A 19,594-nucleotide genomic window follows, 5' to 3' on the forward strand; every position below is an offset into this window, starting at 1 on the left:
GGGCACTGAGCGCTTATTACGCCGAGTTAGCGGCTACAATCGGTTAATTTCTCGGTTAACTTGAAACGCCTCAGAAGTGACCGTTTTCTCCATTTGTTTAACACTGTCTTCAAGGCGAGAAAATTGACGGTCTAAATCAGTCAAAGCTTGTTTGGGCGTTTCACCACTTTGCCATACCTTAGATTTCAAATGAATATCCCCTTTTGCTTGGGCATACTCTGAAGCTTGCGATGGCGGTTTTTTGTCCAGTAATAAACAGGCTGCGCCATAAGCAAGCGCGGCTAAAGGGAAATTGAACAAAAACACACTGATGACAATAATCCGTACTAGCCAAGTTTCCATGTTAAAAAACTCAGCTAAACCAGCGCACACACCTGCCACTTTTCCTCTAACAGGGTTTCGGTATAAAGTTTTATCTTGTTTCATGATGATTACGCCAATTAGGGGATTCAACATCCAAGATGGATTCCAACGTATGCACCCGTTGTTGCAGTTGCTCAGCACGGTCAAGCAACTGACCAAGCTGAGTTTTTTCTTCTGCAGACAAACCTTGGCTAATTTGCTTTTTACTGCGGTAATGCAATATTAGCCAAAGGGGGGCAACGATGACCAAAAATACAATCAGTGGTGCTACCATATATCCAGTCATGTTTGCTCCTTTTATTATTCTTTATTCATTTTCTTTTTAAGTTCAGCTAACTGCTGGCTGATTTCATCATCCGCTTGTAGCTCTGCAAATTCATCAGACAGGTCCGGTTTGCCCAAATCGTATGAGTCAGCCTTGCTGTTCAAGTCGTCAATTCTACGCTCAAATTGATCGAAGCGTTCCATGGTTTTCGCAACTTTTTGGCTATCTAGCTGTTTTTTAACATCTAAACGACCAGAAGCTGCTTTATGACGCATTTCAATGCTTTTTTGCTTGGCACGGGTTTCAATCAGCTTCTTCTCTAACTGATCAATTTCTCCGGCCAGCTGCGCCAAGCTCGCTTCGGTAGCCGTTAATTCTTCGTTTAACGAACCAATCAAATCCGCCAACTTTTGCTTTTCAAGCAATGCCGCTTTAGCAAGATCTTCTCTGTCTTTGCGGATCGCAAGCTCAGCTTTGCTTTGCCATTCTTGTTGCACGCCAACGATACGCTCAATTTTACGAGCCAAATCTTTTTTCTCTGCCAATACTCTTGCTGAAGTAGAGCGCACTTCAACCAAGGTATCTTCCATTTCTTGAATGATTAAACGAATCATCTTTTCTGGATCTTCTGCTTTATCCAGTAAACTTGTGATGTTTGCATTGATAATGTCTGCTAGTCTTGAAAAAACGCCCATAACGCCTCCGGTTGATAATATTAGTTAACAGGTTTTACCCTTACTCATAAGTTAGCAATCTGCGTGCCAATAAAAAAACAAAATTAATACCTTTAAATACAGATAGTTAGAAAAACAGGCATGCAAGATAGCAATCACAGTGATATATTTGACCAAAATATAGTTAAAAAGACCAAGTATGAAACAAGATAACCTGATAGGCGAATCAGAAGCTTTCGGAGCGGTTTTAGCACAAGTATCACGTGTTGCACCTTTGAACAAACCTGTGCTTGTCATTGGTGAGCGAGGCACAGGTAAAGAGCTCATTGCCGCGCGGTTGCACTATTTATCCCGCCGCTGGGATCAAACCTACCTCGCCCTTAATTGCGCCACATTAAATGAAAACTTGCTCGATTCTGAGTTATTTGGTCATGAGACCGGCGCATTTACCGGTGCAGCCAAAAAGCACCAAGGCCGATTTGAACGGGCTGACGGTGGTAGCTTGTTTTTAGACGAGCTCGCCACCGCACCATTGTCGGTACAAGAAAAACTCCTAAAAGTGATTGAATATGGCGAATACGAACGCGTGGGTGGCAGTCAAACCTTACAAGCTGATGTACGTTTGATTTGTGCTACTAATGAAGATCTGCCAACGTTAGCAGAGCAAGGTAAGTTTCGCTTAGACTTGCTGGACCGGCTAGCCTTTGACGTGATCACCTTGCCGCCTCTCAGAGCAAGGCAACAAGACATCTTGTTACTCGCCGACCACTTCGCAGTAAAAATATGCCAAGAACTGAAATTTGATTATTTCAGTGGCTTTACCAGCGCGGCTCAAAAAAGCCTGTTGCAATATCAGTGGCCAGGTAACGTGCGCGAATTAAAAAATGTTATTGAACGCAGTATTTATCGCCTATATCAAGCCGGTAAACCTTTACCCGAATTAATCTTTGACCCTTTTGCGTCACCTTGGCGACCCCAGCAAAGTGTCGATAAGCCTCAGAAAACCTATGACTTTCCTATTGATTTTAAAGAATTGAGTGAAAAACATGAGGTAGATCTAATTTCCCAAGCGTTGAAACACGCACAATATAATCAAAAGCAAGCTGCAGACGCTCTGGGCTTGAGTTACCACCAATTACGTGGATTATTAAAAAAATATAAGTTGTTGAGCTAACTTTATATTAGTATGTGCGCCTTGCTCGTCACTCAATGTAGGTAGAACCAGTCTTTGGCATGAAGTCTATAACTCGATTGTTTAGCGTTTTGTTAACCTTGCCTTTTTTAATGAGCTGCAAGCAAACTAACGCGGTGAAAGACACCGGTGTGGTTTATTGTTCTCGAGGCAACCCGAGCAGCTTTAATCCGCAGTTGGCGCAAACCGAGTCTAATCTGGATATTTCTGCGCAACTCTACAGTACCTTAGTGCGCATTGACCCCAATACACAGATGGTTATCCCGGGGTTAGCCAAAAGCTGGCGAGTCAGCCGTGATGGCCTGCGTTATCGTTTCAAACTAAGACAAGGCATACAATTTCACGCCACCCAGTACTTCACTCCTAGCCGCTCCCTAAACGCGGACGATGTGCTGTTTAGTTTCAATCGTATTTTAGATCCACTGCACCCTTACTTTCTGGTCTCAGGGGGTGATTATCCGTTTTTCAATAACACCCAGTTCCCGAGCTTAATCAAAGCTATTCGCAAACTCGGCCCGTACGAAGTTGAATTTGAGCTTAATCACCCAGATACCTCATTGCTGGCCAATCTGGCGACCGAATTTGCAGTAGTGTTGTCGGCTCAATATGGCAAACAATTAATACGCACTGCTTCACCAGAGCAAATTGATCAGCTGCCCATCGGCACCGGACCGTTTAAATTAAACGACTTTAAACCTGACCACATGATCCGCTTTGAGCGCCATTGGGGCTATTGGGAAGGCGGCGCGCCAATGCAACAATTAGTCTTTGATATTACCGCAGGACCGACACAGCGCTTAGCGAAATTGATTACTGGGGAATGTGACGCGATGGCTTTCCCGGCTGCGAGCCAAGTCAACATGATAGCCAATCATGAAGACTTGTTACTCAACGCTCAAACCGGATCTAACGTCGCAGTGTGGGCCTTTAATACTCAAAAGGCGCCGTTCAATAGGCCTGAAGTTCGACGCGCACTGGCTGCTGCTGTGGATCGCAGCACCATTTTGAGGGCGGTGTATTACAATACAGGGGTATTAGCAAACAGCATTTTACCGCCGACTTCTTGGGCTTATAACCCCAACGTAGACGACTATCAATACGCGCCTATCAAGGCCAAAAAACTGCTTCAACAAGCCGATATTAATTTACCACTGCGGCTTACTATTCATGTGACTTCTACTGGCACAGCATTTAACCCTAACGGCTTTAAAACCGCCGAGTTTATCCAAGCAGACCTGCGTAAAATAGGCGTCGAAGCAGAAATCATTGTGGTAGAGCGTCACCAGCTTGCCAGCATTTTAGCCCAAGGCAACTACCAAACGGTGATAACAGGTTGGAATGCGGTAACCAGCGACCCAGATAACTTTTTTCGGGCTCAGCTCAGTTGCCAAGCGATTAAAAATGCCACCAACGCCAGCCAGTGGTGTGACCCCACAACGGATGGCTTAATTCAGCGGGGTATCAAGCAAAGTCGAATGGTGCCGCGGATCCGTATTTACCGAGAGTTACAAAAACACGTGCAACAAGAGATGCCGCTCCTGCCAATCGCTCACTCTTTGAAGTTTCAAAGTTACCGCAAAGATATTCAAGGCCTAACCACCACGGACACCGGGGGGATCAATTTCTCCGGCGTGTACAGGAATTAGACCATGCTGGTTTATTTAATCCGTCGTTTAAACTTACTGGTCATCACCTTATTTTTATTGTCCATCGTGGCCTTCTTTTTGCAGCGCCAAGTCGATACTAGCTTTATCAACTCAAGCCATGTATTTGCTGATTATCAACGCTATTTGATTGCTATTCTGTCGGGAGATTTGGGCATATCAACCATTTCCGGCGAGCCCGTATTGGATGAGATTTTACGCATTTTCCCTGCCACTTTAGAGCTGTGTTTAATTTCAGTGTTTATTGCCTTGCTGGTAGGTATTCCCTTAGGGATTTTTGCCGGTTTAAGCCACGGCGGTCGCTCAGACTACGGCATAATGACCGTTACCTTGCTCGGTATATCCGTCCCGACTTTTTGGCTGGCGATGCTACTGATTATGTTTTTTTCATTGCACTTAGAGTGGTTTCCCGTTTCTGGTCGCTTAAGTTTGTTGTATCAAATCCCCCACGTCACTGGCTTTCAACTGGTCGATATTCTCATTTCAACCCAGCCATATAAATCAGAAGCTTTATTCGATGCTATTCGCCATCTCACTTTACCAGCCTTGGTGCTTGCCACAGTGCCGGCCACCGAAGTCATCCGCCAGGTGCGGTATTCGATTGGCGAAGAAATGAACAAAAATTATATTAAGGCGGCACAAGCCAAAGGGCTGTCAACGTTTCAAATCATTCGTCGCCACGGCCTGCGCAATGCATTGCCTCCGGTCATCCCGAATCTTGGCTTGCAATTTGGCAGTATTTTAACCACCGCCATGATCACTGAAACGGTATTTTCATGGCCCGGTATCGGCCCTTGGATGATAAGCAGTATCGCTGCCGGCGATCACAGCTCTATTCAAGGGGGCTTACTCTTCATCGCCACTTTCGTATTGCTGGTCAGCGTCATGACCGACTTATTGCACCTCATCTTAGACCCATTAAAGAGAAAAGAGTTATATGGCAAGCACGAACATCTTTAGTGAGGAAAAAATACGCTCGCCGCTCGCCCACAGTTGGTACATTTACCAACAAAATGCGCTGGCAATGGTGGCCTTATGGGTGCTTGGCTTGATGACGCTGTTGGCGTTATTTGCTCCCTGGATTGCGCCCTATAATTTAGGCTATCAAGACGTTACCAATCTGTTACAACCGCCATCTTGGTATGAAGCAGGCCAAATCGACTTCTTTTTTGGCACCGATGATTTAGGTCGTGATATTTTGTCGCAAATGATTTTAGGGGCCCAATTAACTTTCGGTGGAGGCGTGCTTACCGCGCTCTTGGCACTGCTGTTTGGCGCATTGATTGGCGTCATCGGCGGCATGAGCCATGGCATTAAAGCCAGCGTTTTACATCATATTCTCGATACCTTTTTATCCATTCCCTCGTTGCTCATCGCCATTATTATTGTGTCTGTGATGGGGCCGGGTTATATCCATTGCTTGCTGGCAATATTTTTGGCGCTGTTGCCGCAATTTATCCGCGCCGTGTACCGCGCCGTTAATGACGAGTTGCAAAAAGAGCATATCGTCGCCCTGAAACTGGATGGCGCGACCCATTATCGTATTTTTCGCTACGGTATTTTGCCCAATATACCTGAGACCTTAATCAGCCAAACCACACGGGCCGTGACAGCGGCCATTTTGGACATCTCTGCGTTGGGCTTTTTGGGGCTGGGCGCACAAAGACCTTATTCCGAATGGGGCACTATGCTCTCCGATACCATGGAGCTTGTCTTTCTCGCACCGTGGACCGTGACTTTGCCAGGCTTGGCAATTCTATTCACCATTTTAACCATCAATGTGGTCGGTGAAGGCATGCGCCAAGCTGTGTTAAGAGGAATGGACTGATGGCACTGATTGATATTCGCAACCTCACCATTCACATTCATACCAGTCAAGGGCGCTTTAAAGCCGTAGAGCGTGTAAACCTGACCATGACAGAAGGCGAAATTCGAGGTTTGGTGGGTGAATCAGGCTCAGGCAAGAGCTTGGTGGCCAAAGCCATTTTAGGTTTGCAAAAAGACAACTGGGAAGTGCAAGCAGACCGGATGCGACTAGGTGACATCGACCTGCTCGCCTTGAGCCCACGGCAAAGGCGTAAACTGATGGCTCGTGACATCGCGATGATTTTCCAAGAGCCAAGCAGTCACCTCGACCCCACTCAAGAAATTGGCGAGCAAATTGTTGAAGCTATCCCTTTCAAAACCTACGAGGGAAAATGGTGGAAAATGTATAAGTGGCGTCAAAAGCGCGCCATTGCCTTGTTGCACAGGATTGGCATCAAAGATCATCAATCCGTGCTTAAAAGTTACCCCCATGAGTTGTCCGAAGGCATTTGCCAAAAAATCATGATTGCCATGGCGTTAGCTAAAAACCCTAAACTATTGATTGCTGACGAACCCACCGCGGCGATGGAAGCAACGACGCAAATGCAAATCATGAAGCTGCTGAACAAAATCAATAAGGTCAATAACACCAGTATTTTGCTGATCAGTCATGATATTGAAACCGTTGCAGATTTAGCTGACAGCCTGACCGTGATGTATTGTGGTCAAACAGTAGAATCAGGTAAAAAAGACCAAGTGCTGCGCACGCCTCGCCACCCTTACACCGAGGCCATATTGCTCGCAGTGCCAGATTTTAGCTTTCAGGTAGAGCGTAAAAGCCAATTATACGCCCTGCCCGGTAGCATACCGCCGCTGCAACATCTGCCGATAGGCTGTCGACTCGGCCCTCGCTGCCCCAATGCGCAAAAAAAATGCGTCGAAAAGCCGCGTTCAAAACGCATTAAAGGCCACCAGTTTAACTGCCATTTCCCACTGAATGTGACCATGGTGAAAAAATGACCTCATTACTTAATGTTTCAAACTTAAGCAAGAGCTTTATTCAACACCAAGGTTTTTTTCGTAAAAAGGAAGTCATGGCATTTGCGCCATTGAGTTTTGATTTAGAGCGCGGTGAAACGCTTGCCATCGTCGGTGAAAGTGGCTCGGGCAAAAGTACCTTAGCCAAGGTATTAACGGGGGTGATGAAACCCACCACCGGGCACATACGCATCGATGGTATCAATCATTCAGTGCAGCAACACGAAAAGCGCTGTAAGCAAATTCGAATGATTTTTCAAGATCCGAATACATCATTAAACCCGAGAGCGCGTATTGGCCGTATTTTGGAAGCGCCACTGTCGTTAAACAACTCAGAGTTAACCCCAGAGCAAACGCAGCAGCGAATTGAAGACACCCTTAAAAAAGTGGGATTGTTGCCAGAACACGAAGCGTTTTACCCCATTATGTTGTCCAGTAGTCAAAAGCAAAGGGTTGCCTTGGCCAGGGCATTAATACTGGATCCCAAAATCATCGTGGCCGATGAAGTATTAGCCACTTTAGACGTTTCGGTGCGCTCGCAAATCATTAACTTGGTTTTACAGGTACAAAAAGAGCGAGGCATTAGCTTTATCATGGTGGCCCATAATATCGGCATAGTGCGTCACATCAGCGATAAAATTCTGGTGATGCACGAAGGGCAAATGGTGGAATATGGTGATACATTACAGGTATTGAATGATCCTCAGCACATAGTGACCAAGCGGATTTTATTAAACCAAAAAATACAGATCCGCAAGTAAGCCCAAACCGCTGGCTGAGCTTGGCTTACTTAATTCACATTGACTGAACGCTTCTACTACTCTGCTGCACCGGGTGGTAGTTGGCGAACATAACGTATTTGCTTTAACCGCGGCACTTTACGCTCTATCAGCTCATCATTAAGAAAACGAAACGTGATAGATTCACTGACTTTACTCACAGTCACACTCTTATCCTCTAGGGTATAAGTCGCGGGGAAAAAGCGGTTTTCAAAAGTGTAACCTTCTGGAGTGAACTCAAAGTATTCATAATCGCCATAAGGCTTATCTTCACTGCGCCATTTGCCGTAAATGCTCGCCACCGTGATTTCTTGATTGGTTGAACCGGATACTCGCTCACCACTGCCACGCTCTACATTAGGGTTCGAAACCAACAAAAAGCCGGCAGAGCCCAATAGAATAACGCCTAATGAAACAAAGATGATCAACACAATTTTCAGCACAGTTTCCCCCAATAAAAAAGGCAGCTTAACGCTGCCTTTTTAAATCTACACCCTTTCACACAATTATTCTGCGGTTGGGTACGTAATTTCTGCTTTGTCTTGTAAAAGTTTAATCAAGGCTTGGTAGCTACCGTCCGCTTGAGCGCGTTGGATAAACTGTGACAATTGATCAACTTCTTTGGTGCTCTCAGCTGAGTTATTCACGTCTGCTACTTGGCTTAACTCAACCAATACAATGTCACCATTCATTTGCTCAACGGTTTCATAGCTCATTGCGCCAGCCGCAGGTTTAGCCATAGCAAACACTGTATTAGCCACGGTTTGGTTAAAACCAGGGTTAATGCGAGAAATCGTTTCTTCTGGCTTGAAGCTCAGCGCCAAAGTCTCAATGTCAGCAGTAATGTCTTTGCCAGCACTCAGGTCATTAGACAACTTTTTAGCAAAGTCAGCGGCCGCTTGACCGGCTTTTTCTTGGCTTAGCTGCGCCACAATTTGGTCTTTAACTTCTGCTAATTCTTTCGCAGACTGCGCTTTATAATCCGTTACGCGAAACACAATCGATTGCTCAGGTGATAATTCAACCAGCTCAGAGTTTAAGCCTTCCTCACGGAAATCGATTGAAAACGCTTGGTTTAACACGAGAGGGTTAGCAATTTCACCCACAGCAGAAGCTTGACTGAAGAACTCTGTAGTCGCCACTTCAAGACCGGCAGCGTCCGCTGCTTCTGATAGCGTATCTGGCACTTCAAATGCAAGCTCGCTGACCTGTTGTTGCTTCTCGTAGAATACCGCCATTGCTTTATCACGCTTCAGCGTGGTCGCAATTTTGTCTTTTACTTCAGCAAGCGGTGCTACTGCATCAGCTTGAACATCAATAAGCTTGATAATGTGGTAACCAAACTCACTTTTAACGACGCCAGAAAGGTCGCCTGCTGCAGTCAAGGCAAATGCCGCGTCATCAAACGCAGGGTCATTATCACCTTTTACAAACCAATCTAACTCACCGCCATTTTCACCACTAAAGGTATCATCGGAGTCCGATTTAGCCAATGCCGCAAAGTCTTCACCTTGGTTAAGCTTTTCAAGTAAGGCATAAGCTTGTTGCTCGGCATTTTCTTTGCTGCCATCCACCAAGATATGAGCCACTAGACGCTTTTCATCCGCTTTGTAGCTTTTTTGGTGCTCGTTGTAGTACTTGCTGATTTCATCATCAGACAGGGTAATGTCTTGGGCTAACGTTGCAACGTCAATCAGTACAAACTCCAGTTTAACTTGCTCTGGGTTTTGGAACTGCATAGGGTTCATATCGAAGTAGTTTTGCACTTCTTCGTCAGTCACTTTAACATCTGCCGCAAATTTGTCTGCAGGGATCGTTAGCTGGCGAATAGTACGCTCTTGCGTTTGCAGTTTTAACAGCTGCTCAGTCTCTACCGGTAAGCTAAACTCACTGGCAATGTAAGAGTTAAGCAATTGACGACGAGACATGTCTTGGCGTAAGTAATCTCTAAATTGCTCCGGCGAGTAGCTCGCACGACTCAATACCGCCAGATACGTTTGGTTATCAAATTGACCGTCACGCTGAAATTCAGGCATTTGACGAATCGCTTGCTTGATTTGCTCGTCGCTCACGCGTAAGCCAAGTTCATCAATCGCTTGGTCAGTTAAACGTTCACTGACAAGACGCTGCAATACGTTACTGCGTAATTGTTGAGAGAAGTTAGGATCTGCTGCGATATTGGCAAAGGCATCACCGTATTGGTTTTCCATTTGCGAGCGTTCGTTTTGATAAGCCGTTTCAACGTCTTGGCGTGAGATGTCTTCACCATTGACGGTTACCGCTGCTTGCTCTGTGGTTGAGCCGAGATACCCACCTACCCCTGCTAATGCAAACGATAGAATGACCACAATTAAAATTATTTTTGCCGCGGGCCCTTGTGCGCCTTCGCGAAACTTATCCAACATGTTACTTCTCTCTTTATTCCTTGGACCAAGCCTAGATAAAAAAAGCGCACCTGAATTAGATGCGCTGTTACCTGTCTCTCAGATTGGACAGCTTAGTCCAATTGTATCAAGTTTCCGTTTGCAAATCAGCAAACGGAATAGATTAGTTTACTGCGTCTTTTAACGCTTTACCGGCTTTAAAGCCTGGTACTTTAGCAGCAGCGATTTGAATCTCTGCGCCAGTTTGTGGGTTACGACCAGTACGCGCACTGCGCTCTTTTACAGAAAAAGTACCGAAGCCAACCAAGGCTACAGAATCGTCTTGTTGCAGTGCTTCTGTCACTGATTCAACAAATGCATCTAATGCACGTCCTGCACCAGCTTTTGAAAGGTCAGCACCCTCAGCAATCTTATCGATAAGTTGAGCTTTATTCACAGTTAGTCCCCTATATTTCTTATATTTATTCGATTAATTTGCCAGTCTCCTCTGGAACCCTTAATCGAATTGATTCGTGAGTTTGACACTTTGACCCCTCGCGTACGACTGCAAAGCAAAATATCAACTAGTTAAATCTAATGCCAGCACTTGGGGCTGGCAAGAAAATTCAGCCTTCAGACCCGCTAATTTTGCGGATCATCAACTTTTTATTTATTAACGACTTCAAAACCTTCTGGATTTTCTTGTAACGCTACGTTTAGCACCTCATCAATCCAACGAACAGGAATGATTTCGAGGGCATCTTTGACGTTATCAGGAATGTCTTCAAGGTCACGCGTGTTGTCATGAGGAATCAATACCGTATCGATACCACCTCGTAGCGCCGCTAGCAGTTTCTCTTTCAGTCCGCCAATGGGTAGCACTTCACCGCGTAAGGTGATCTCACCTGTCATGGCCACATTAGCTTTAACTGGGTTCCCCGTTAGGGTTGAAACCAATGCCGTACACATTGCGATACCCGCACTTGGGCCGTCTTTTGGCGTCGCACCTTCAGGAACGTGAACATGAATGTCACGTTTTTCATAGAAATCGCCATTGATGCGGTATTTCTCTGCTCGTGAGCGTACTACAGTCATGGCCGCTTGAATCGACTCTTGCATCACGTCGCCCAATGAACCTGTGTAGGTCAGTTTACCTTTACCCGGTACCGCAGACGTTTCGATAGTCAGTAAATCACCGCCGACCTCTGTCCATGCTAAGCCTGTAACTTGGCCAATTTGATTTTTATCATCGGCTTTGCCGTAATCAAAACGTTGCACACCCAAGAATTCTTTAAGGTTGTCCGAATTGATTGTCACTTGCTTGATGTCTTTATTAAGCAAAATTTTCTTCACTGCCTTACGACACAGCTTCGAAATTTCACGCTCAAGGCCACGTACGCCCGCTTCGCGAGTGTAATAACGAATAATGCCTACGATTGCACTGTCTTCAATCACTACTTCGTTAGCTTTAAGGCCGTTACGTTTGATTTGCTTGTCAATCAAATGCTGCTTCGAAATGTTGAGCTTTTCGTCTTCGGTGTAGCCGGATAGACGAATCACTTCCATTCTGTCTAGCAGTGGCCCCGGAATGTTCATCGAGTTTGACGTAGCCACAAACATGACGTCCGACAAATCGTAATCCACTTCAAGGTAATGGTCATTGAAACTGTTGTTTTGCTCTGGGTCTAATACCTCAAGCAACGCAGATGCTGGGTCACCACGCATGTCTGATGCCATCTTATCGATTTCATCTAACAAGAATAATGGGTTTTTCACGCCCACTTTTGACATCTTTTGAATCAGCTTACCTGGCATAGAACCAATGTAAGTACGGCGGTGGCCGCGTATTTCTGCTTCATCACGCACGCCGCCAAGGGCCATGCGAATGTACTTACGCCCTGTTGACTTGGCAATCGATTGGCCTAGAGAGGTTTTACCAACGCCAGGAGGACCAACCAAACACAAGATGGGACCTTTTAATTTATTGACTCGGTTTTGCACCGCCAGGTATTCAAGGATACGCTCTTTTACCTTCTCCAAACCATAATGGTCGGTGTCCAGTATTTGCTGCGCTTTGGCGAGATCTTTTTTCACCTTAGAGCGTTTTTTCCACGGTACGCCTATCATCCAGTCGATGTAACCGCGAACGACGGTGGCTTCTGCTGACATTGGCGACATCATTTTCAGCTTCTGCAATTCTGCCAGGGTTTTCTCTTTACCCTCTTCAGTCATGCCCGCTTCATCAATCTTTTTCGCTAACGCTTCAAACTCATCTGGCGCGTCATCCAGTTCACCAAGCTCTTTTTGAATGGCTTTCATTTGCTCATTCAGATAGTACTCGCGCTGGCTTTTTTCCATTTGCTTTTTAACTCGGCTGCGAATTTTTTTCTCAACTTGCAGCAGGTCAATTTCAGACTCCATCATCGCCATGAGGTACTCTAGGCGCTCAGGAATAGACGCAATTTCTAATACACTTTGCTTGTCTTCAAGCTTTAGCGGCATGTGCGCAGCCATGGTATCTGCCAAGCGATCTGCGTCTTCTATTGCGCTCACCGAAGTCATTACTTCAGGTGGAATTTTTTTGTTAAGCTTTACATAGCCTTCAAACTGGCCAATTGCGCTGCGAATAAGGACTTCTTCTTCGCGCTCATCAATTTCTTCATGAGCCAGTTCTTCAACTTCGGCAACAAAGAATTCTTCTTTGTCTAAGAAGCACTCAACCTTGGCACGGCGATTACCTTCTACCAATACCTTTACTGTACCGTCAGGCAGTTTCAACAACTGTAAAATGTTGGCAATGGTACCCACATCGAACATGTCACTGGTATCAGGATCGTCAGTGGACGCATCACGCTGGGCAACCAATAATACTTGCTTCCCCTTGTCCATGGCGGCTTCAAGACAAGAGATAGACTTTTCACGGCCTACAAACAGTGGAATAACCATATGTGGATAAACCACCACATCCCTTAATGGTAAGACTGGGATTTCTATGCGCTCGGAACGCTCTAAACTCATTATGTCCTCTCTGTTTGAATTCTAGGGCACTATTAACCAGTATATTGGGGCTTAAAAGAAAGATTCAATGGCTAATAAAGCAAAAAAGTGAAAAAACAAAAAAGGGGCCGATTGGCCCCTAAATAATTGTTTGAAAAAGCATCATTCTGATGAAGCGGCTTGATTATCATTACTTTCGTAAATCAAGATAGGATCAGATTCACCTTTAATAACTGTTTCATCAATCACTACTTTGCTGACGTCTACCGCAGACGGCAGGTCATACATAGTGTTAAGCAACACTTGCTCAACAATTGAACGCAAACCACGTGCACCCGTTTTACGGTCCATCGCTTTTTGCGCGATTGCTTGCAACGCGTCATCTCGGAACTCAAGTTCAACGTCTTCAAGCTCAAATAATGCCGCGTATTGCTTGGTCAGCGCGTTCTTCGGCTCTTTCAAAATCTGAATCAAGGCATCCGCGTCCAACTCGGTTAGGGTTGCCACAACCGGTAAACGACCAATAAACTCAGGAATCAAACCATATTTGACCAAATCTTCTGGCTCGGTCTTGGTAAAGATTTCAGACAAGCTTGCCTTGTTATCTTTTGACTGCACATTGGCGCCAAAGCCAATCCCAGTGCCCGTATGAACCCTTTGTTCAATCACTTTATCTAGGCCGGCAAATGCACCGCCACAGATAAACAAGATCTTACTGGTATCTACCTGCAAGAATTCTTGTTGCGGGTGCTTGCGTCCACCTTGCGGCGGCACAGAAGCAACCGTGCCTTCGATCAGTTTCAGTAAGGCTTGTTGCACACCTTCACCTGACACGTCACGGGTAATTGACGGGTTATCTGATTTACGTGAAATCTTATCAATCTCATCAATGTAAACGATACCACGTTGCGCTTTGTCAACGTCATAGTCACATTTTTGCAGTAACTTCTGGATGATGTTTTCAACGTCTTCCCCCACATAACCCGCTTCGGTTAAGGTGGTGGCATCCGCCATAGTGAAAGGCACATCCAATAAGCGCGCCAGTGTTTCTGCCAGCAATGTTTTACCACTGCCCGTTGGGCCAATCAGCAAGATGTTACTTTTGCCTAACTCAACCCCGTCAGCTACTGCGTCGATATTACGCAGTCGCTTGTAGTGATTGTAAACGGCTACCGCCAAGACTTTTTTGGCATGCTCTTGGCCTATCACGTAATCATCTAAGTGGGCTCGGATTTCGTGTGGTGTGGGTAGACGGTCACCTTCTTGCTTAGGTGCAATTTCTTTGATCTCTTCACGAATAATATCGTTACAAAGCTCTACACACTCATCACAGATATAAACGGAAGGGCCAGCAATTAACTTCCTTACCTCATGTTGGCTCTTGCCACAAAAGGAGCAATATAGAAGTTTGCCACTATCACCCTCTCCTTTACGCTTATCTGTCATTCGTTAACCTCATAATTTGGCAATGTGCCATTTTGGTTCAAACTGACGGTTTGAACCTACGCTTCATTAAAGTTTAATGCAGTTACTAAAAAATGCTTAATCTCTTCGCTCTAGGATAGAGTCAACAATGCCATAGTCAACGGCTTGTTGAGCTGTCATAAAGTTATCGCGATCCGTATCACGGGCGATGACATCATATTCTTGGCCAGTGTGATGTGCGAGCAACTCGTTCATGCGACGTTTGGTGCGCAAAATTTCCTGAGCATGGATTTCAAAGTCAGATGCCTGACCTTGGAAGCCACCAAGGGGCTGATGAATCATAACTTTAGCATTGGGTAATACGTGGCGTTTGCCTTCAGTACCACCGGCTAATAAGAAAGCGCCCATGCTCGCCGCTAAGCCCATACATACAGTGCTTACGTCTGGTTTAATAAACTGCATCGTGTCATAGATTGACATGCCCGCACTGATTGAGCCACCTGGCGAATTGATGTAAAGAAAAATATCTTTGTCTGGGTTTTCCGACTCTAAGAATAGTAACTGCGCGGCGACTAGGTTCGCCATATGATCTTCGACTTGACCGGTAAGGAAAATAACCCGTTCTTTTAATAAACGAGAATAAATATCATAAGAGCGTTCACCTTTAGAGGTTTGCTCTACCACCATAGGTACAAGGGCATTGCTTGGCGCATCAAACATAGGATCGTAACTTTTTGACATAGATGGTTGTCCTTAAACAAAAATGGCTCGGGTGATCATCACACGAGCCATTATAAGCGTCAGATTCGACTAATTGTCAAATCTATTGTGCGTTAGCTGCTGCTTTATTCATAACTTCTTCAAAAGTTGTTTCTTTTTCGACCACTTTTGATTTTTCTAAGATGAACTCAACGGCTTGCTCTTCTAGCGCAACGTTTTGAATGTTTTGTAGCGCTTCTTTGTTGCTTTGGTAGTAGCTGATTACTTCTTGTGGATCTTCGTAAGCAGATGCCGCGTTTTCAATGATAGTAGTTACGCGTGCTTCTTCTACTTTAAGCTCGTTTGCTTTGATCACTTCACCAAGTAGTAGACCTACTTTTACGCGACGTGCAGCTTGCTCTTCAAACAGCTCCGCAGGTAGCTCAGGCATGTTTTTAGGATCTACTTGACCGCCAAAACGTTGAACCGCTTGCTGGCGTAATACGTCAACTTCACTTGCAAGCAATGACTTAGGTACTTCGATTTCGTTCGCGTTTACTAGCGCATCAAGTACTTGCTCTTTAGTGTTGTTTTTCAGCGTTTGCTCAAGCTCACGCTTCATGTTTTTGCCAACTTCTGTTTTAAGATCTTCAACTTGACCGCTTTCTACGCCAAATTTCTTCACGAATTCTTCGTTGATCTCTGGTAGCTCAAGCGCTTCAACTTGAGTCAGTTTGATAGCAAATTTAGCCGCTTTACCTTTTAGGTTTTCAGCGTGGTATTCTTCAGGGAAAGTTACATCGATGTCGAACTCTTCACCCGCTTTCTTACCTTTAACGCCTTCTTCAAAGCCAGGGATCATACGACCAGAACCGATAACCAGTTTGAACGCTTCTGCTTTACCGCCTTCAAACTCTTCACCGTCGATAGTACCAACGAAGTCGATAGTCGCTTGGTTGTCGTCTGCTGCAGCTGCATCAACGATTGACCATGTAGCGTGTTGCTTACGCAGTGTTTCTAGCATGTTATCTAGGTCAGCGTCTTCAACTGAAGCAACTTGCTTCTCTACTGATAGTTCGTCAAACGCGCCGATAGCCACTTCTGGGTATACTTCAAACGTTGCAACGAAAGTGAAGTCTTCACCTTCTTGACGTGCCGCAGGCTCAAGAGCCGGTGCACCCGCAGGGTTTAACTTCTCAGCCATGATCGCTTCGAAGAAGTTACGTTGCATTAGTTCACCAGCAATATCTTGAGACACGGCTGCGCCAAAACGCTTCTTGATAACTTTCGCTGGAACTTTACCAGGACGGAAACCGTCGATGCGTTGTGTTTTAGCTAGCTGACGAAGACGACCATCAAGTTCTTGATCGAATTTTTCAGCTGGAACGGTGATCGTAAGACGGCGTTCTAGACCTTGAGTCGTCTCTACTGATGCTTGCATTGTATTACCTCAAATCTTTTCGGCATCAATTGGCCGAATTATTTCTATAAAAAGGTAGCAAACTACCTTTTACGTGTTAAAAGTCAAGCCAGAGCGGGTCTGACTTGTAAAATTTGGTGCGATTGAGTGAATCAACCTAAAATTTGACGCAGCATTATAGCTGCGCTTTGGCAATGAGTCGAGGCCACAAATGAGCCAAATAGTGAAGGGAGTCGCAATAACGCTGCCGATAACAAGGTTATTGCTGAAAAATCAGTGGATTTTAAGACCTTAAGGTAAGACTTGCTTCAATCGCGTTTGCACCACTTCAACCAATAAATCAGGCTGAAATTTGGAAATAAAGGCGTTACAACCCACTTTTTCTACCATGGCATTGTTAAAACTGCCACTTAAAGAAGTATTGAGCGCAATGTATAAATCGTTCATGCGAGGGTCGTTACGCACTTCATATGTAAGCTTGTAACCGTCCATCACTGGCATCTCTGCGTCAGTGATCATCATTAGTATTTCATCATCAATGTTTATACCTGCGTCACACCAGCCTTTTAGCATGTTCAGTGCTTCCATGCCGTTATTAACGCTAATGACCTCTATTCCAAGCTGGGCTAAAGTATCAGATACTTGCCTTCTGGCCGTTGAAGAGTCATCAGCGTGCAAAATTTTTCGCCCGGCAAACTCGCTAATGATATTTTCATCTAAGGTATCTTCAGAAATTTCAATGTTGTAAGTAACTATTTCCGCCAGGACTTTTTCAACATCAATGATTTCAACCAATTGCTGCTGGTCATGATGAGTAATTTGCGTTATCGCAGTTAAGTAATGGTTTTTACCCACTGTACTGGGCGGCGGCATGATGTCTTGCCAGGTTAAGTTAACAATATGCTCAACTTGGCCCACCAAAAAACCCTGCACGCTGCGGTTATACTCGGTAATAACTAAATTACACTTTTGATCAACGTCAATGGGGTTCATGCCAATAGCTTCACGTAAATTGATCACCGGAATGCTTTGACCCCGTAACGTCGCAACACCGCAGACTTTCGGGTGGGCATTGGGCATGGCATTAAGTTTAGGTAATTGCACCACTTCTTTGACTTTAAAGACATTGATGGCAAAAAGCTGATGCGTTTGCAGCCTAAATAGCAACAGCTCTAATCGGTTCTCACCAACCAGTTGTGTCCTTTGGTCAACGGTTTCAAGAATATTCGCCATTGCTACCTCTGATAATTGAAATATATTCCATAGCTTGCATAATAGCCGTCTATTAAAGAAGCTTAGCCAATTCGCTCAAACTTCGCCCCTTTATGAAAGTATTAACCAAGAGCTAACAGTTGTAATATGCGAGATTTAACTTTTTCTGGCGTTAAAGCCCACCCTTTGGCCGTTGCTATTATGTTTTTGTTGGCCATGGCCGTACTGTTATATGGTTGGTTTGACACCAGTTTCTATTTATACCAGCAAAGCAGTTTAGATTTTGTCAATTTTAAACAACAATTATCTGACACCCAGACTGGCCGAGGCTATTTATTAGCTGCATGCTTTACCTTATTACTGGCCCTTTATAGCGTCTTACAGCTGCAACAACACATCATTTACAAACTCATCAGTTATTGCTCTGCAGCCTTACTCGTCGCCGCTGCTGTTTTTAGTGTAGGCCTATTACTGTTGTGATACGGACAAAAAAAAGCCAAACCCTGAGGTTTGGCTAGTTTAATTGTCTCAACTGCACATTGGATCTAATTAAATAACTTGCCAGTCAATTTGTTCACCCGCAAAGATTGGCACCACTTTGTCACCGCCTAACGGATAAGACTCCGGCACTTGCCAAGGCGTGCGTGTGAGCGTAATGGTATCGGTATTACGCGGCAGGCCATAAAAGTCAGGGCCATTAAAACTCGCAAAACCTTCTAGTTTATCCAACGCATTCATCATTTCAAACGCTTGCGCGTAAAGCTCAATGGCAGCGTGAGCAGTATACGAACCGGCACAACCACAAGCCGCTTCTTTCGCGTGCTTGACGTGCGGCGCAGAATCAGTGCCTAAAAAGAATTTTTTGCTGCCACTGGTAGCCGCTTCAAGTAGCGCCTGTTGATGAGTATTACGCTTGAGTATCGGTAAGCAGTAAAAGTGCGGCTTGATGCCGCCCACCAGCATATGATTACGATTAAACAATAAATGATGCGCGGTAATGGTTGCAGCCACATTGTCATTAGCTGAAGCAACAAAGTCTACCGCGTGTTTGGTAGTAATGTGCTCCATGACAATCTTTAACTGAGGGTAGCTGGCTACAAGCGGCTGCATGATTTGTTCAATAAAGACCTTTTCACGGTCAAAAATATCAATCTCCGCGGTCGTCACTTCGCCATGAACCAACAGCAGCATGCCTACTTCTTCCATCGCGGCTAACGCCGGGGCAATTTTCTCTACCGAAGTCACGCCAGAATCTGAGTTAGTCGTTGCCCCTGCGGGATAAAGTTTCGCGGCGTAAACTTTACCGCTGGCTTTGGCTTTACGAATTTCTTCAGGGCTTGTGTTATCGGTTAAATATAACGTCATTAGCGGCGTAAAAGTAGCAGCCGGTTGCGTCGCCATAATGCGCTCATGGTACGCCAAAGCAAGTTCGGTATTGGTGACAGGCGGTACTAGGTTAGGCATGATGATAGCGCGGCCCATGTAACGACTAATATCACGACTGGTATCGGCAAGCACCTCTCCGTCGCGTAAGTGTACGTGCCAATCATCAGGACGAGTTATGGTTATTTGTGTTGTCATACTTACTGCTCTCACTGCCAAAAATTGGCGCTAAGTGTAAATTAAAACCCTTTCCAGGTCATGGCCTAGGGACGGTTTTGGCCCAATTTTTTGCACAAAAAAAGGAGCAAAAGCTC

General features: G+C 45.1%; 19 protein-coding genes. 7 read left to right on the plus strand and 12 right to left on the minus strand.

Annotation, left to right across the window (positions count from 1 at the left end):
• Positions 1–33: 33 nt before the first annotated feature.
• The 3 genes from pspC to pspA are packed head-to-tail and all read right to left on the minus strand — an operon-like array spanning position 34 to position 1,323.
• The gene (gene pspC, locus D1Z90_RS14565) at positions 34–426 is read right to left on the minus strand and encodes an envelope stress response membrane protein PspC (protein ID WP_119911514.1); all 393 of its coding nucleotides are present in this window, start codon (positions 424–426) and stop codon (positions 34–36) included.
• A complete protein-coding gene (gene pspB, locus D1Z90_RS14570) occupies positions 413–649 on the minus strand; it encodes an envelope stress response membrane protein PspB (protein ID WP_119911515.1) in 237 nt (78 codons plus the stop codon). The genes pspC and pspB overlap by 14 nt, the downstream gene beginning before the upstream one ends.
• 14 nt (positions 650–663) lie before the next feature.
• Positions 664–1,323 carry a phage shock protein PspA gene (gene pspA / locus D1Z90_RS14575; protein WP_119911516.1) on the minus strand — a complete coding sequence of 220 codons (660 nt, stop codon included), beginning with the start codon at positions 1,321–1,323 and terminating at the stop codon, positions 664–666.
• A 178-nt stretch (positions 1,324–1,501) separates the two neighbouring features.
• On the opposite strand from pspA, the gene pspF reads away from it, so the two are divergent.
• Genes pspF through D1Z90_RS14605 form a run of 6 tightly spaced genes read left to right on the plus strand, consistent with a single transcriptional unit; the run spans position 1,502 to position 7,763 of the window.
• A complete protein-coding gene (gene pspF / locus D1Z90_RS14580; protein WP_119911517.1) occupies positions 1,502–2,476 on the plus strand; it encodes a phage shock protein operon transcriptional activator in 975 nt (324 codons plus the stop codon).
• 59 nt (positions 2,477–2,535) lie between these two features.
• Positions 2,536–4,140, plus strand: a complete 1,605-nt coding sequence (locus D1Z90_RS14585) for an ABC transporter substrate-binding protein (RefSeq protein ID WP_119911518.1) — start codon at positions 2,536–2,538, stop codon at positions 4,138–4,140.
• A gap of 3 nt (positions 4,141–4,143) precedes the next feature.
• Positions 4,144–5,118, plus strand: a complete 975-nt coding sequence (locus D1Z90_RS14590) for an ABC transporter permease (protein WP_119911519.1) — start codon at positions 4,144–4,146, stop codon at positions 5,116–5,118.
• Complete coding sequence (locus tag D1Z90_RS14595) at positions 5,096–5,986, plus strand: ABC transporter permease subunit (protein WP_119911520.1); 891 nt, start codon at positions 5,096–5,098, stop codon at positions 5,984–5,986. Before D1Z90_RS14590 ends, D1Z90_RS14595 begins: the two co-directional genes overlap by 23 nt.
• A complete protein-coding gene (locus D1Z90_RS14600) occupies positions 5,986–6,984 on the plus strand; it encodes a peptide ABC transporter ATP-binding protein (protein ID WP_119911521.1) in 999 nt (332 codons plus the stop codon). The genes D1Z90_RS14595 and D1Z90_RS14600 overlap by 1 nt, the downstream gene beginning before the upstream one ends.
• A complete protein-coding gene (locus D1Z90_RS14605) occupies positions 6,981–7,763 on the plus strand; it encodes an ATP-binding cassette domain-containing protein (RefSeq protein ID WP_119911522.1) in 783 nt (260 codons plus the stop codon). The genes D1Z90_RS14600 and D1Z90_RS14605 overlap by 4 nt, the downstream gene beginning before the upstream one ends.
• Before the next feature lie 56 nt (positions 7,764–7,819).
• Here D1Z90_RS14605 and D1Z90_RS14610 read toward each other — a convergent pair whose 3' ends face one another.
• From D1Z90_RS14610 to D1Z90_RS14645, 8 genes are all read right to left on the minus strand, one after another.
• A complete protein-coding gene (locus D1Z90_RS14610) occupies positions 7,820–8,224 on the minus strand; it encodes a hypothetical protein (RefSeq protein WP_119911523.1) in 405 nt (134 codons plus the stop codon).
• 63 nt (positions 8,225–8,287) lie between these two features.
• Positions 8,288–10,186, minus strand: coding sequence for a peptidylprolyl isomerase (ppiD, locus tag D1Z90_RS14615; protein WP_119911524.1), 1,899 nt, complete (start codon positions 10,184–10,186; stop codon positions 8,288–8,290).
• A 142-nt stretch (positions 10,187–10,328) separates the two neighbouring features.
• Complete coding sequence (gene hupB, locus D1Z90_RS14620) at positions 10,329–10,601, minus strand: nucleoid-associated protein HU-beta (RefSeq protein WP_119911525.1); 273 nt, start codon at positions 10,599–10,601, stop codon at positions 10,329–10,331.
• Positions 10,602–10,810: 209 nt separating this feature from the next.
• Entirely contained in the window at positions 10,811–13,162 is a 2,352-nt protein-coding gene (gene lon / locus D1Z90_RS14625) for an endopeptidase La (protein ID WP_119911526.1), read from the minus strand.
• A 141-nt stretch (positions 13,163–13,303) separates the two neighbouring features.
• Entirely contained in the window at positions 13,304–14,587 is a 1,284-nt protein-coding gene (gene clpX, locus D1Z90_RS14630; RefSeq protein ID WP_119911527.1) for an ATP-dependent protease ATP-binding subunit ClpX, read from the minus strand.
• Positions 14,588–14,683: 96 nt separating this feature from the next.
• On the minus strand, positions 14,684–15,307 hold the full coding sequence (clpP, locus tag D1Z90_RS14635; RefSeq protein ID WP_119911528.1) for an ATP-dependent Clp endopeptidase proteolytic subunit ClpP: 624 nt from the start codon (positions 15,305–15,307) through the stop codon (positions 14,684–14,686).
• Positions 15,308–15,389: 82 nt separating this feature from the next.
• Positions 15,390–16,706: a trigger factor gene (tig, locus tag D1Z90_RS14640; RefSeq protein WP_119911529.1), complete on the minus strand. Its 1,317-nt coding sequence runs from the start codon at positions 16,704–16,706 to the stop codon at positions 15,390–15,392.
• A gap of 270 nt (positions 16,707–16,976) precedes the next feature.
• Positions 16,977–17,918, minus strand: coding sequence for a chemotaxis protein CheV (locus D1Z90_RS14645; protein WP_119911530.1), 942 nt, complete (start codon positions 17,916–17,918; stop codon positions 16,977–16,979).
• A 126-nt stretch (positions 17,919–18,044) separates the two neighbouring features.
• On the opposite strand from D1Z90_RS14645, the gene D1Z90_RS14650 reads away from it, so the two are divergent.
• A complete protein-coding gene (locus tag D1Z90_RS14650; protein WP_119911531.1) occupies positions 18,045–18,377 on the plus strand; it encodes a hypothetical protein in 333 nt (110 codons plus the stop codon).
• A 69-nt stretch (positions 18,378–18,446) separates the two neighbouring features.
• On the opposite strand, the gene pyrC is transcribed toward D1Z90_RS14650, so the two are convergent.
• A complete protein-coding gene (pyrC, locus tag D1Z90_RS14655) occupies positions 18,447–19,478 on the minus strand; it encodes a dihydroorotase (RefSeq protein WP_119911532.1) in 1,032 nt (343 codons plus the stop codon).
• Positions 19,479–19,594 lie beyond the last annotated feature (116 nt).

The sequence above is a fragment of the Motilimonas pumila genome, assembly GCF_003596335.1.
GTDB lineage: Bacteria > Pseudomonadota > Gammaproteobacteria > Enterobacterales > CBDFNC01 > Motilimonas > Motilimonas pumila.

What these genes read in the sequence shown, in the direction of transcription:
- pspF (WP_119911517.1), top strand. Translation starts at nt 1,502, where the DNA reads ATGAAACAAGATAACCTGATAGGCGAATCAGAAGCTTTCGGAGCGGTT.
- pspA (WP_119911516.1), bottom strand. Translation starts at nt 1,323, where the DNA reads ATGGGCGTTTTTTCAAGACTAGCAGACATTATCAATGCAAACATCACA.
- clpP (WP_119911528.1), bottom strand. Translation starts at nt 15,307, where the DNA reads ATGTCAAAAAGTTACGATCCTATGTTTGATGCGCCAAGCAATGCCCTT.
- D1Z90_RS14590 (WP_119911519.1), top strand. Translation starts at nt 4,144, where the DNA reads ATGCTGGTTTATTTAATCCGTCGTTTAAACTTACTGGTCATCACCTTA.
- D1Z90_RS14585 (WP_119911518.1), top strand. Translation starts at nt 2,536, where the DNA reads ATGAAGTCTATAACTCGATTGTTTAGCGTTTTGTTAACCTTGCCTTTT.
- D1Z90_RS14605 (WP_119911522.1), top strand. Translation starts at nt 6,981, where the DNA reads ATGACCTCATTACTTAATGTTTCAAACTTAAGCAAGAGCTTTATTCAA.
- pspC (WP_119911514.1), bottom strand. Translation starts at nt 426, where the DNA reads ATGAAACAAGATAAAACTTTATACCGAAACCCTGTTAGAGGAAAAGTG.
- D1Z90_RS14595 (WP_119911520.1), top strand. Translation starts at nt 5,096, where the DNA reads ATGGCAAGCACGAACATCTTTAGTGAGGAAAAAATACGCTCGCCGCTC.
- D1Z90_RS14645 (WP_119911530.1), bottom strand. Translation starts at nt 17,918, where the DNA reads ATGGCGAATATTCTTGAAACCGTTGACCAAAGGACACAACTGGTTGGT.
- tig (WP_119911529.1), bottom strand. Translation starts at nt 16,706, where the DNA reads ATGCAAGCATCAGTAGAGACGACTCAAGGTCTAGAACGCCGTCTTACG.
- pspB (WP_119911515.1), bottom strand. Translation starts at nt 649, where the DNA reads ATGACTGGATATATGGTAGCACCACTGATTGTATTTTTGGTCATCGTT.
- pyrC (WP_119911532.1), bottom strand. Translation starts at nt 19,478, where the DNA reads ATGACAACACAAATAACCATAACTCGTCCTGATGATTGGCACGTACAC.
- clpX (WP_119911527.1), bottom strand. Translation starts at nt 14,587, where the DNA reads ATGACAGATAAGCGTAAAGGAGAGGGTGATAGTGGCAAACTTCTATAT.
- ppiD (WP_119911524.1), bottom strand. Translation starts at nt 10,186, where the DNA reads ATGTTGGATAAGTTTCGCGAAGGCGCACAAGGGCCCGCGGCAAAAATA.
- D1Z90_RS14650 (WP_119911531.1), top strand. Translation starts at nt 18,045, where the DNA reads ATGCGAGATTTAACTTTTTCTGGCGTTAAAGCCCACCCTTTGGCCGTT.
- D1Z90_RS14600 (WP_119911521.1), top strand. Translation starts at nt 5,986, where the DNA reads ATGGCACTGATTGATATTCGCAACCTCACCATTCACATTCATACCAGT.
- lon (WP_119911526.1), bottom strand. Translation starts at nt 13,162, where the DNA reads ATGAGTTTAGAGCGTTCCGAGCGCATAGAAATCCCAGTCTTACCATTA.